Genomic DNA, 13,307 nt, shown 5'->3' on the forward strand with positions numbered 1-13,307 from the left:
GTCAGGTTGATTATCGGAAGCGTCAGTACCCTCGTTGATAAATCGCGCTGATGATCGAGTTTGAGGTGGGGCGTGAAGGGGGCGCTGTGCACCATAATAAAACGTTGACGCGACTCGGCACCCGTCGAGCGCAGCACTTTCGGGGAAGTAACGATGAAGATGCGACGACTTTTAGGCGCAGGTGCCGCACTGGTACTTGCGATTGGCTCCACATTCGCCAATGCCGAGAGCAAGACCCTGAGCATCGGTTACGTTGACGGCTGGTCAGATAGCGTTGCCACCACTCACGTGGCGGCTGAAGTGATCAAGCAGAAACTCGGATACGACGTGAAGCTGCAAGCCGTCGCGACCGGGATCATGTGGCAAGGCGTGGCCACCGGCAAACTCGACGCCATGCTGTCGGCCTGGCTGCCAGTGACCCACGGCGACTACTGGACCAAGAACAAGGATCAGGTTGTCGACTACGGCCCGAACTTCAAGGACGCCAAGATCGGCTTGATCGTGCCGGACTACGTCAAGGCCAAGTCGCTTGAAGACCTGAAAACCGATGACAGCTTCAAAAAACGCATCGTCGGCATCGACGCCGGTTCAGGCGTGATGCTGAAAACCGAGCAGGCCATCAAGGACTACGACCTGACCGGCTACCAGCTCAAGGCCAGTTCCGGCGCAGGCATGATCGCCGAGCTGACCCGTGCCGAGAAGAAAAACGAATCCATTGCCGTGACCGGTTGGGTGCCGCACTGGATGTTCGCGAAGTGGAAACTGCGTTTCCTCGAAGACCCGAAAGGCGTGTATGGCGCGGCTGAAACCGTGAACAGTATCGGCAGCAAAGAGCTGGCAACCAAGGCACCGGAAGTGGCCAAGTTCCTGAAGAACTTCCAGTGGGCTTCGAAAGACGAAATCGGCGAAGTCATGCTGGCAATTCAGGAAGGCGCCAAGCCTGAAGCCGCAGCGAAAGACTGGGTAGCCAAGCACCCGGAGCGCGTGGCTGACTGGGTCAAGTAATCTGAGAACAGGCCTGCATATTTAATAGATGGTCGATTTACCCTGTAGGAGCTGCCGAAGGCTGCGATTTTTTGATCTCGCTTTAAAAGCAAAATCAAAAGATCGCAGCCTTCGGCAGCTCCTACAGTCATGTTGATGGCCGGGAAATTGTTTCCTGCTGATAATTGGCGAATATGTCATAGGGTTCTAAGACTAAGGTCGTCTGGAACCTGCCCCGCAGCCGCATAGAGTGGATACCGTTCCAACTAAATCTGTGCTGCGAGGATAAAAACAATGAACGACAGCATTTACCTCTCGATTCAAAACAGCCCGCGCTTCAAGGAGCTGGTTAGCAAGAGGGAACGATTCGCCTGGATTCTTTCGGCGATCATGCTAGGGCTTTACTCCGGATTCATCCTTTTGATTGCTTACGGGCCGCATGTGCTGGGGGCGAAACTCAGCCCTGAGTCATCGATTACCTGGGGCATACCGATCGGTGTCGGGCTGATCCTTTCGGCCTTCATCCTGACCGGCATTTACGTACGACGCGCCAACGGCGAATTCGACGACCTGAACAATGCGATTCTCAAGGAGGCTCAGCAATGATCCGGCGTCTAATGGCTCTATTGAGCATCGCAGCCTTCGCACCGGGCGCCTGGGCGGCTGACGCCCTGACCGGCGCCGTGCAGAAACAACCGCTGAACGTCGCCGCAATCCTTATGTTCGTGGCGTTCGTCGGCGCAACGTTGTACATCACGTACTGGGCGTCCAAGAAAAACAACTCGGCCTCCGACTACTACGCCGCTGGCGGCAAGATCACCGGTTTCCAGAACGGTCTGGCGATTGCCGGTGACTACATGTCGGCAGCTTCCTTCCTGGGTATTTCCGCGCTGGTGTTCACCTCCGGCTACGATGGGCTGATCTATTCGATCGGCTTCCTGGTGGGCTGGCCGATCATTCTGTTTCTGATCGCCGAGCGCCTGCGTAACCTGGGTAAATACACCTTTGCCGACGTGGCGTCCTATCGCCTGGGCCAAACCCAGATTCGCTCGCTGTCCGCTTGCGGTTCGCTGGTGGTGGTGGCGTTCTACCTGATCGCGCAAATGGTCGGTGCCGGCAAGCTGATCCAGCTGCTGTTCGGTCTCGATTACCACGTTGCAGTGATCCTGGTCGGTATCCTGATGTGCATGTACGTGTTGTTCGGCGGCATGCTGGCGACCACCTGGGTGCAGATCATCAAGGCAGTGCTGCTGCTGTCCGGTGCCTCCTTCATGGCGCTGATGGTGATGAAGCACGTCAACTTCGACTTCAACATGCTGTTCTCCGAAGCGATCAAGGTTCACCCGAAAGGTGAAGCGATCATGAGCCCGGGCGGCCTGGTGAAAGATCCGATCTCGGCGTTCTCCCTGGGTCTGGCACTGATGTTCGGTACCGCTGGCCTGCCGCACATTCTGATGCGCTTCTTCACCGTGAGTGACGCAAAAGAAGCTCGCAAGAGCGTGCTGTACGCAACCGGCTTCATTGGTTACTTCTACATCCTGACGTTCATCATCGGCTTCGGCGCGATCCTGCTGGTCAGCACCAACCCGGCCTTCAAAGATGCGGCTGGCGCACTGTTGGGCGGTAACAACATGGCGGCGGTGCACCTGGCCAACGCGGTGGGTGGCAGTATCTTCCTGGGCTTCATCTCGGCGGTAGCGTTCGCGACCATTCTGGCAGTGGTTGCCGGTCTGACCCTGGCCGGTGCATCGGCGGTGTCCCACGACCTGTACGCCAGCGTGATCAAGAAAGGCAAGGCCAACGAGAAGGACGAGATTCGCGTCTCGAAAATCACCACTATCGCTTTGGCGGTGCTGGCGATCGGCTTGGGCATTCTGTTCGAAAGCCAGAACATTGCGTTCATGGTGGGCCTGGCGTTCTCCATCGCGGCGAGCTGCAACTTCCCGGTCCTGCTGCTTTCCATGTACTGGAAAAAGCTGACCACCCGCGGTGCGATGATCGGCGGCTGGTTGGGCTTGATCAGCGCTGTTGGCTTGATGATCCTTGGGCCAACCATCTGGGTGCAGATCCTGCATCACGAGAAGGCTATCTTCCCGTATGAGTATCCAGCGCTGTTCTCGATGATCATTGCTTTTGTCGGTATCTGGTTCTTCTCGATTACTGACAAGTCTACGGCGGCTGACAATGAACGCGCGCTGTTCTTCCCGCAGTTTGTTCGTTCGCAGACCGGTCTGGGGGCGAGTGGGGCGGTTTCGCACTAAAGTTTGATGCTTTTATATAAGTAACGCAGTTCTACGAGATGCCCCGGTCGAGAGATCGGGGCATTTTTTTGTCCGCTGATCGCCCTTTATATATCTGTAGGGGGCCGGCTTGTTGGCAATGGCGGTGAGTGGAGTAAAAGCCAAACCAACAGCAAGATCAAAAGATCGCAGCCTTCGGCAGCTCCTACAGGGGGAATGCGTATCCTCTGTAGGAGCTGCCGAAGGCTGCCATATAAGTAACGCAGTTGTACGAGGTGCCCCGGTCGAGAGATCGGGGCATTTTTTGTCCGCTGATCGCCCTTTATCTATCTGTAGGGGGGGGCCGGCTTGTCGGGAATGGCGGTGAGTGGAGTAAAAGGCAAAGCAACAGCAAGATCAAAAGATCGCAGCCTTTGGCAGCTCCTACAGGGGGGAATGCGTATCCTCTGTAGGAGCTGCCGAAGGCTGCCATATAAGTAACGCAGTTGTACGAGGTGCCCCGGTCGAGAGATCGGGGCATTTTTTTGTCCGCTGATCGCCCTTTATCTATCTGTAGGGGGCCGGCTTGTCGGGAATGGTGGTGAGTGGAGTAAAAGCCAAAGCAACAGCAAGATCAAAAGATCGCAGCCTTCGGCAGCTCCTACAGGGGGGAATGCGTATCCTCTGTAGGAGCTGCCGAAGGCTGCGATCTTTTGATCGTTAAAAGCGGCACAAACAAAAACGGCCTCCTGCTCTTTATATAAAGCAGGAGGCCGTTTCCGGTGCAACTCAACACGCTATAGCAAGAGAGCTCTTACTTGCGGTCTTCCAGCTTGGAGATATCACGCGACTCGTAGCCGGTGTACAGCTGGCGTGGACGGCCAATCTTGTACGGGCTGGAGAGCATTTCTTTCCAGTGGGAGATCCAGCCAACGGTCCGCGCCAAGGCGAAGATCACGGTGAACATGCTGGTTGGAATGCCGATCGCCTTGAGGATGATCCCCGAGTAGAAGTCGACGTTCGGGTACAGCGAGCGTTCGATGAAGTACGGGTCGGTCAGGGCGATCTCTTCCAGGCGCATGGCCAGTTCGAGTTGCGGATCGTTCTGGATGCCCAGTTCCTTCAACACTTCGTCGCAGGTCTGCTTCATGACTGTTGCGCGTGGGTCGCGGTTTTTGTAAACGCGGTGACCGAAGCCCATCAGTTTGAACGGATCGTTCTTGTCCTTGGCCTTGGCGATGTACTTGTCGATGTTCGAAACATCGCCAATTTCATCGAGCATGGTCAGAACGGCTTCGTTGGCGCCGCCGTGGGCAGGGCCCCACAGTGCAGCGATGCCGGCGGCGATACAGGCGAACGGGTTGGCGCCCGAGGAGCCTGCCAGGCGTACGGTCGAAGTCGATGCGTTCTGCTCGTGGTCGGCATGGAGGATGAAGATCCGGTCCATGGCCTTGGCGAGTACCGGGCTGATCGGTTTGATCTCGCACGGGGTGTTGAACATCATGTGCAGGAAGTTTTCCGCGTACGTCAGGTCGTTGCGCGGGTACATCATGGGTTGACCCATGGAGTACTTGTAAACCATCGCTGCCAGGGTCGGCATCTTGGCAACCAGACGGATCGCGGAGATTTCGCGATGCTGCGGGTTATTGATGTCGAGGGAGTCGTGGTAGAACGCCGACAGGGCGCCGACGACGCCGCACATGACGGCCATCGGGTGGGCGTCGCGACGGAAGCCGTTGAAGAAGGTCTTCAGCTGCTCGTGAACCATGGTGTGGTTCTTAACGGTGCTGACGAACTGGGCCTTCTGTTCTGCGGTCGGCAGTTCGCCGTTGAGCAGCAGATAGCAGGTTTCCAGGTAGTCCGACTTTTCAGCCAGCTGTTCGATCGGGTAGCCGCGGTGCAACAGAATGCCGTTGTCGCCGTCGATATAGGTGATTTTCGACTCGCAAGAGGCGGTCGACATGAAACCAGGGTCAAAGGTGAAGCGGCCCGTGGCCGTCAGGCCCCGAACATCGATAACATCGGGACCAACGGTGCCGGTTAAAATGGGCAGCTCGACGGGGGCTGCGCCCTCGATGATCAACTGCGCTTTTTTGTCAGCCATGTGGCCTCCTATTTATGCTTGAAATCATCAGACAGACCCCCCACGCAGGGCCCGCACCACTATAGTGAGATAAATTCGAATGTCAATTTGCCTAAAGTCTTGCTCCAGAAGGCTTTAACCGTACTTTTTTCTCGAAATTGCCAGCCATTTACGCCTTTTATGTCAGTTGCGCAATCAGCTGTTTGGGTTAGGTCTTTGCGTTGTCATTAGTAGCCTAACTGTCTATACTCGGCCACCGACCGCCAAGGGCTTTTGGGCCTGCTTTATTGGGGGTCGCATCCCTGGGTGGTGGTTACCTGACCAGTGCACTCCCCAACAACTTTGCCCTGATTGTTAGGGGCTCTTCAGTGTGAAAAAAAAGCCGTGAAAAGCCAACGACCTGTAAACCTAGACCTAAGGACCATCAAACTCCCCATCACCGGCGTTACGTCGTTTCTTCACCGTGTTTCCGGCATCATCCTCTTCCTGGGCCTTGGCTTCATGCTTTATGCATTGGGCAAGTCTTTGGGTTCCGAGGAAGGTTTTGCCGACGTGAAGGCATGCTTGACCAGTCCGCTGGCCAAGTTCGTAGCATGGGGCCTCCTGTCCGCTCTTCTGTATCACCTGGTAGCCGGTGTGCGCCACTTGATCATGGATATGGGCATCGGTGAGACGCTGGAAGGCGGCCGCCTGGGCTCGAAAATTATCATCGCCGTTTCCGTGGTGTTGATCGTTCTGGCAGGAGTTTGGATATGGTAACCAGCGTTACGAACCTTTCGCGTTCCGGTCTGTATGACTGGATGGCGCAACGTGTGTCTGCGGTCGTTCTCGCGGCTTATTTCATTTTCCTGATCGGATACCTCGCTGCGAACCCGGGCATTGGCTACGACCAATGGCACGGCCTGTTCGCCCACAACGGGATGCGTATCTTCAGTCTGCTGGCCCTTGTGGCCCTGGGCGCTCACGCCTGGGTCGGCATGTGGACCATCGCGACCGACTACCTGACGCCGATGGCGCTGGGCAAGTCCGCGACTGCAGTACGTTTCCTTTTCCAGGCAGTATGCGGCGTTGCGATGTTCGCTTACTTCGTCTGGGGTGTGCAGATTCTCTGGGGTATCTGATTCATGGCTAACATTCCAACGATTTCTTTCGACGCCATCATTATTGGTGGTGGCGGTGCCGGCATGCGCGCAGCGCTGCAACTGGCGCAGGGCGGTCACAAGACTGCCGTGATCACCAAGGTTTTCCCGACCCGTTCGCACACTGTATCCGCCCAGGGTGGCATCACCTGCGCCATCGCGTCGGCTGACCCGAACGATGACTGGCGCTGGCACATGTACGATACCGTCAAGGGTTCCGACTACATCGGTGACCAGGACGCTATCGAATACATGTGTCAGGAAGGCCCGGCCGCAGTTTTCGAACTGGACCACATGGGTCTGCCTTTCTCCCGTACCGAACAAGGCCGCATCTATCAGCGTCCGTTCGGCGGTCAGTCCAAGGACTACGGTAAAGGCGGCCAGGCTGCGCGTACTTGCGCGGCATCCGACCGTACCGGTCACGCGCTGCTGCACACCCTTTATCAGGGCAACCTGAAAGCCGGTACCACGTTCCTGAACGAGTACTACGCTGTCGATCTGGTGAAGAACTCGCAAGGCGAGTTCGTCGGCGTGATCGCCATCTGCATCGAAACCGGCGAAACCACCTACATCCGTGCCAAGGCTACCGTTCTGGCTACTGGCGGTGCAGGTCGTATCTACGCATCGACCACCAATGCCCTGATCAACACCGGTGACGGCGTTGGTATGGCACTGCGTGCCGGCGTACCGGTACAAGACATCGAAATGTGGCAGTTCCACCCAACCGGCATCGCCGGCGCCGGTGTACTGGTTACAGAAGGTTGCCGTGGTGAAGGTGGTTACCTGATCAACAAGCACGGCGAGCGTTTCATGGAGCGTTACGCTCCGAACGCCAAAGACCTTGCCGGTCGTGACGTGGTTGCCCGTTCGATGGTTAAGGAAATCATCGCCGGCAACGGTTGCGGTCCGAATGGCGACCACGTGATGCTAAAACTCGACCACTTGGGCGAGGAAGTGCTGCACAGCCGTCTGCCAGGCATCTGCGAACTGTCGAAGACTTTCGCACACGTTGACCCGGTGGTTGCTCCGGTTCCGGTTGTTCCGACTTGCCACTATATGATGGGCGGCGTTGCCACCAACATTCATGGCCAGGCGATCACCCAGGACGCTGACGGCGTTGATGCCATCATCCCTGGCTTGTTCGCAGTGGGCGAAGTGGCTTGCGTATCGGTTCACGGTGCCAACCGTCTGGGCGGCAACTCGCTGCTCGACCTGGTGGTATTCGGTCGCGCTGCCGGCCTGCACCTGGAAAAAGCCCTGACCGACGGCATCGAATACGATGACGCCACCGACGCCAACATCGAAGCTGCCCTGGCGCGTCTGTCCGCTCTGAACGAGCGTACCGAAGGCGAAGACGTGGCCTCCCTGCGTCGCGAACTGCAAAACTGCATGCAGAACTACTTCGGTGTATTCCGTACCGGCGAATACATGCAGAAGGGTATCGCCCAGCTGGCTGATCTGCGCAAGCGCATCGCCAACGTCAAGATCAACGATAAGTCGCAAGCGTTCAACACTGCGCGTATCGAAGCTCTGGAACTGCAAAACCTGCTGGAAGTGGCCGAAGCCACCGCCATCGCTGCAGAAGTACGTAAAGAGTCCCGCGGTGCTCACGCCCGTGAAGACTTCGAAGATCGTGACGACGAAAACTGGCTGTGCCACACCCTGTACTTCCCGGGTGACAAGCGCGTGACCAAGCGTGCTGTGAACTTCTCGCCGAAGACTGTTCCGACTTTTGAACCTAAGATTCGGACTTATTAAGGGTGGCCGCCATGTTGCAAGTCAGCGTTTATCGTTACAACCCTGATCAGGACGCCGCGCCGTTCATGCAGGAATTCCAGGTTGATACCGGTGGTAAAGACCTGATGGTGCTGGACGTACTGGCCCTGATCAAAGAGCAGGACGAAGGTTTCTCCTATCGTCGCTCTTGCCGTGAAGGCGTTTGTGGTTCCGACGGCATGAACATCAACGGCAAGAACGGCCTGGCCTGCGTCACGCCGCTGTCTGCTGTTGTAAAAGGTAACAAGTTGATCGTTCGTCCGCTGCCAGGTTTGCCGGTTATCCGTGACCTGGTCGTCGATATGAGCATCTTCTACAAGCAATACGAGAAGGTTAAGCCATTCCTGCAGAACGACACGCCGGCTCCGGCCATCGAGCGTCTGCAGTCCCCTGAAGAGCGTGAAAAGCTCGACGGTCTGTACGAGTGCATCTTGTGCGCTTGCTGCTCGACCTCTTGCCCGTCCTTCTGGTGGAACCCGGACAAGTTCCTGGGCCCGGCCGCACTGCTGCAAGCGTACCGCTTCCTGGCAGACAGCCGTGACACCAAGACGACCGAGCGACTGGCTTCGCTGGATGACCCGTTCAGCGTATTCCGCTGCCGCGGGATCATGAACTGCGTCAACGTATGTCCGAAAGGCCTGAACCCGACTAAGGCCATCGGTCACATCCGTAACATGTTGCTGCAAAGCGGCGTGTGATTCAGCTGCTGTAGATGTACTGCTGTACCCGTAGATGCTACGGCGCAGGCTTCAACCGGCGCCGTAGTTTTAACCTGAGCAGCAGCTTATAAGGCTGCAGCTCTTATTTTGAAGAAATGAGACAAGCAGGGGCATCCGGGCTGGTACCCGGACTATCAGTGTGATCCTAGTGGCTTGTTTTGGTCGCTGCATTCGGACTTCTGCAAGTTTGCTCGGTGTCGACACCGGTGGTGTTCCCCTAACCGAGGGTGACCAAGCATGCAAGAAAGCGTGATGCAGCGCATGTGGAACAGCGCCTACCTGTCCGGTAGTAACGCTGCCTATGTGGAAGAGCTCTACGAGCTCTACCTGCACGACCCTAACGCTGTGCCAGAAGAGTGGCGCACCTACTTCCAGAAGTTGCCTGCTGACGGCAACTCTGCCACCGATGTTTCGCACTCCACAATTCGCGATCATTTCGTCTTGCTGGCAAAGAACCAGCGCCGCGCCCAACCGGTTTCCGCCGGCAGCGTGAGCAGTGAGCACGAGAAGAAGCAAGTTGAAGTGCTGCGATTGATCCAGGCCTACCGTATGCGTGGCCACCAGGCAGCCCAGCTTGACCCGCTGGGGCTGTGGCAGCGTCCTGCACCTGCAGACCTGTCGATCAATCATTACGGCTTGACCAATGCCGATCTTGATACGACCTTCCGTGCCGGCGACCTGTTCATCGGCAAAGAGGAAGCGAGCCTACGCGAAATTCACGAAGCGTTGCAGCAGACATATTGCCGCACCATCGGCGCTGAATTTACGCACATCACCGATTCCGAGCAGCGCCAGTGGTTCCAGCAGCGTCTGGAAAGCGTGCGCGGCCGCCCGACGTACTCCGCCGACATCAAGAGCCACTTGCTTGAGCGCGTGACCGCCGGTGAAGGCCTGGAAAAATACCTGGGCACCAAATACCCGGGTACCAAGCGTTTCGGTCTGGAAGGCGGCGAAAGCCTGATTCCAATGCTCGACGAGCTGATCCAGCGTTCCGGTTCCTACGGCACCAAGGAAATCGTCATCGGCATGGCCCACCGTGGCCGGCTGAACGTGCTGGTCAACACCTTCGGCAAGAACCCGCGCGAGTTGTTCGACGAGTTCGAAGGCAAGAAGAAGGTCGAGCTGGGTTCCGGTGACGTTAAGTACCACCAGGGCTTCTCGTCCAACGTGATGACCACTGGCGGTGAAGTTCACCTGGCCATGGCGTTCAACCCGTCCCACCTGGAAATCGTTTCGCCGGTTGTCGAGGGTTCGGTTCGCGCCCGTCAGGATCGTCGTAACGACCCGACCGGTGAGAAAGTCCTGCCGATCTCCATCCACGGTGACGCTGCTTTCGCAGGTCAGGGCGTGGTGATGGAAACCTTCCAGATGTCGCAGACCCGCGGTTTCAAGACCGGCGGTACCGTGCACATCGTGATCAACAACCAGGTTGGTTTCACCATCAGCAACCCGCTGGACTCGCGTTCCACCGAGTACGCGACCGACGTTGCGAAAATGATCCAGGCGCCGATCCTCCATGTGAATGGTGATGATCCGGAAGCCGTATTGTTCGTGACCCAGCTGGCCATCGACTACCGCATGCAGTTCAAGCGTGACGTGGTGATCGACCTGGTCTGCTACCGTCGTCGCGGCCACAACGAGGCCGACGAGCCAAGCGGCACCCAGCCGATCATGTATCAGCAGATCACCAAGCAGCGCACCACCCGTGAGCTGTATGCCGATCGTCTGACCCAGGGCGGTGTGCTCGACGCAGAGCGTGTTCAGGCGAAAGTCGACGAATACCGCAACGCGCTGGACAACGGCCTGCACGTAGTGAAAAGCCTGGTCAAAGAGCCGAACAAAGAGTTGTTCGTGGACTGGCGTCCGTATCTGGGCCACGCCTGGACTGCGCGTCACGACACTCGTTTCGACCTCAAGACCTTGCAGGAACTGTCCGCCAAGCTGCTGGAAATCCCGGAAGGCTTCGTGGTTCAGCGCCAGGTTGCGAAGATCTACGAAGACCGTCAGAAGATGCAAGCCGGCGGCCTGCCGATCAACTGGGGTTACGCCGAAACCATGGCGTACGCGACCCTGGCGTTCGAAGGTCACCCGATCCGCATGACCGGCCAGGACATCGGCCGCGGTACGTTCTCGCACCGTCATGCTGTGCTGCACAACCAGAAAGACGCGGGAACCTACATCCCGTTGCAGAACCTGTACGACGGTCAGCCACGCTTTGACCTGTACGACTCGTTCCTGTCCGAAGAAGCGGTGCTGGCGTTCGAATACGGCTATTCGACCACCACGCCGGATGCGCTGGTTATCTGGGAAGCCCAGTTCGGCGACTTCGCCAACGGTGCCCAGGTGGTTATCGACCAGTTCATCACCAGTGGCGAGCACAAGTGGGGCCGTCTGTGCGGTCTGACCATGCTGCTGCCGCACGGTTATGAAGGTCAGGGTCCGGAGCACTCGTCGGCTCGTCTGGAGCGTTACCTGCAACTGTGCGCCGAGCACAACATTCAGGTCGCGGTACCGACTACGCCGGCTCAGATCTACCATTTGCTGCGTCGTCAGGTGATTCGCCCGCTGCGCAAGCCGTTGATCGTTCTGACTCCGAAGTCGTTGTTGCGTCACAAGCTGGCCATTTCGACCCTGGAAGATCTGGCCGAAGGTTCGTTCCAGACCGTTATCCCGGAAATCGATGCCCTGGACCCGAAAAAGGTCGAGCGCGTTGTTCTGTGTAGCGGCAAGGTCTACTACGACCTGCTGGAAAAACGCCGTGCCGAAGGCCGTGACGATATCGCCATCGTGCGTATCGAGCAGCTGTACCCATTCCCTGAGGACGACTTGAAAGAAGTCCTGGCTCCTTATACCAACGTCAAAGCTGCCGTTTGGTGTCAGGAAGAGCCGATGAACCAGGGTGCGTGGTACTGCAGCCAACACCACATGCGTCGCAGCATCAGCAACCTCGACAAGTCTCTCGTACTTGAGTACGCGGGCCGTGAGGCTTCTGCTGCACCGGCATGCGGTTATGCATCGATGCACGCTGAGCAGCAGGAAAAACTGCTGCAAGACGCCTTTACTGTTTAACGCCTTCGCGCACCTGAAACCGAATTTAAGGACCCACAGATAATGGCTATCGAAATCAAAGCCCCCACTTTCCCGGAATCGGTTGCCGATGGCACCGTTGCCACCTGGCACAAACAACCGGGCGACGCTGTAAAGCGTGATGACCTGATCGTCGACATCGAAACCGACAAGGTTGTCCTGGAAGTGTTGGCCACTGCTGATGGCGTGCTGGGCGCTATCGTCAAGAACGAAGGCGACACCGTTCTGTCCGACGAAGTCCTGGGCTCCATCGAAGCGGGCAGCGCTGCTGCTGCCCCGGCTGCCGCTGCTGCTCCGGCCGCTGCACAAACTGCTGCTCCAGCTGCCGAAGGCGAAGACGATCCTGTTGCTGCACCGGCTGCTCGCAAGCTGGCTGAAGAAAACGGCATCAACATCGCTTCCGTTGCCGGCACTGGCAAAGGCGGTCGTGTAACCAAGGAAGACGTGGTTGCAGCTGTTGCTGCCAAGAAAGCCGCTCCGGCTGCCGCGCCTGCCAAGGCTGCTGCTCCTTCGGCTGCCGCTCCTGTGTTCGCCGCCGGCGACCGCATCGAGAAGCGCGTACCGATGACCCGCGTTCGTGCCACTGTGGCCAAGCGTCTGGTTGAAGCGCAATCGAACATGGCGATGCTGACCACTTTCAACGAAGTCGACATGACTGAAGTCATGGCCCTGCGTTCGAAGTACAAGGACCTGTTCGAGAAGTCCCACAACGGCGTGCGCCTGGGCTTCATGTCGTTCTTCGTGAAAGCGGCCACCGAAGCGCTGAAACGCTTCCCGGCTGTCAACGCTTCGATCGACGGCGGCGACATCGTTTACCACGGCTACGCTGACGTCGGCGTTGCAGTTTCCAGCGATCGCGGCCTGGTTGTACCGGTTCTGCGTAACGCCGAACTGATGAGCCTGGCTGAAATCGAAGGCGGCATCGCCACCTTCGGCAAGAAAGCCCGCGACGGCAAACTGTCGATGGACGAAATGACCGGTGGTACTTTCACCATCACTAACGGTGGTACTTTCGGTTCGATGATGTCGACCCCGATCGTCAACCCGCCACAAGCGGCCATCCTGGGCATGCACAACATCATCCAGCGTCCTATGGCCATCAATGGCCAGGTCGTTATCCGTCCGATGATGTACCTGGCTCTGTCCTACGATCACCGTCTGATCGATGGCAAAGAAGCTGTGACCTTCCTGGTGACCATCAAGAACCTGCTGGAAGATCCGGCTCGTCTGTTGCTGGATATCTGATAGAAGCAGCCATGAGCTGCAGGCTCGAGCTGTCGGAAAACCCGCAGCTTGGCTT

Annotated in this window: 10 protein-coding genes; 9 read left to right on the top strand and 1 reads right to left on the bottom strand. The window is 57.5% G+C overall.

Features of this window, described 5'->3' with window-relative positions:
- Positions 1-153 precede the first annotated feature (153 nt).
- From KVG88_RS11640 to KVG88_RS11650, 3 genes are all read left to right on the top strand, one after another.
- Entirely contained in the window at positions 154-1,005 is an 852-nt protein-coding gene (locus KVG88_RS11640) for a glycine betaine ABC transporter substrate-binding protein (protein WP_150702756.1), read from the top strand.
- A 273-nt stretch (positions 1,006-1,278) separates the two neighbouring features.
- Complete coding sequence (locus KVG88_RS11645; protein ID WP_150702757.1) at positions 1,279-1,590, top strand: DUF485 domain-containing protein; 312 nt, start codon at positions 1,279-1,281, stop codon at positions 1,588-1,590.
- Positions 1,587-3,245 (top strand): cation acetate symporter, encoded by a 1,659-nt coding sequence (locus KVG88_RS11650; RefSeq protein WP_150702758.1) that lies wholly within the window; start codon positions 1,587-1,589, stop codon positions 3,243-3,245. The genes KVG88_RS11645 and KVG88_RS11650 overlap by 4 nt, the downstream gene beginning before the upstream one ends.
- A 772-nt stretch (positions 3,246-4,017) precedes the next feature.
- Here the strand turns inward: KVG88_RS11650 and gltA are convergent.
- Positions 4,018-5,307, bottom strand: a complete 1,290-nt coding sequence (gene gltA / locus KVG88_RS11655) for a citrate synthase (protein WP_150702759.1) — start codon at positions 5,305-5,307, stop codon at positions 4,018-4,020.
- Positions 5,308-5,670: 363 nt separating this feature from the next.
- Between gltA and sdhC the strand changes: the two genes are divergently transcribed.
- The 6 genes from sdhC (at position 5,671) to odhB (ending at position 13,252) form a co-directional block, all read left to right on the top strand.
- Positions 5,671-6,045: a succinate dehydrogenase, cytochrome b556 subunit gene (gene sdhC, locus KVG88_RS11660; RefSeq protein WP_056852964.1), complete on the top strand. Its 375-nt coding sequence runs from the start codon at positions 5,671-5,673 to the stop codon at positions 6,043-6,045.
- On the top strand, positions 6,039-6,407 hold the full coding sequence (gene sdhD / locus KVG88_RS11665; RefSeq protein ID WP_007977503.1) for a succinate dehydrogenase, hydrophobic membrane anchor protein: 369 nt from the start codon (positions 6,039-6,041) through the stop codon (positions 6,405-6,407). Before sdhC ends, sdhD begins: the two co-directional genes overlap by 7 nt.
- A 3-nt stretch (positions 6,408-6,410) precedes the next feature.
- Positions 6,411-8,183 (top strand): succinate dehydrogenase flavoprotein subunit, encoded by a 1,773-nt coding sequence (gene sdhA, locus KVG88_RS11670; protein WP_150702760.1) that lies wholly within the window; start codon positions 6,411-6,413, stop codon positions 8,181-8,183.
- 11 nt (positions 8,184-8,194) lie between these two features.
- Positions 8,195-8,899 (top strand): succinate dehydrogenase iron-sulfur subunit, encoded by a 705-nt coding sequence (locus tag KVG88_RS11675; RefSeq protein ID WP_056852962.1) that lies wholly within the window; start codon positions 8,195-8,197, stop codon positions 8,897-8,899.
- A 258-nt stretch (positions 8,900-9,157) separates the two neighbouring features.
- Positions 9,158-11,989 (top strand): 2-oxoglutarate dehydrogenase E1 component, encoded by a 2,832-nt coding sequence (locus tag KVG88_RS11680; protein WP_150702761.1) that lies wholly within the window; start codon positions 9,158-9,160, stop codon positions 11,987-11,989.
- A 42-nt stretch (positions 11,990-12,031) separates the two neighbouring features.
- The gene (gene odhB / locus KVG88_RS11685; RefSeq protein ID WP_217871402.1) at positions 12,032-13,252 is read left to right on the top strand and encodes a 2-oxoglutarate dehydrogenase complex dihydrolipoyllysine-residue succinyltransferase; all 1,221 of its coding nucleotides are present in this window, start codon (positions 12,032-12,034) and stop codon (positions 13,250-13,252) included.
- Positions 13,253-13,307 lie beyond the last annotated feature (55 nt).

Origin of the sequence: Pseudomonas azerbaijanoccidentalis (assembly GCF_019145495.1) — a bacterium.
Classification (GTDB): domain Bacteria; phylum Pseudomonadota; class Gammaproteobacteria; order Pseudomonadales; family Pseudomonadaceae; genus Aquipseudomonas; species Aquipseudomonas azerbaijanoccidentalis.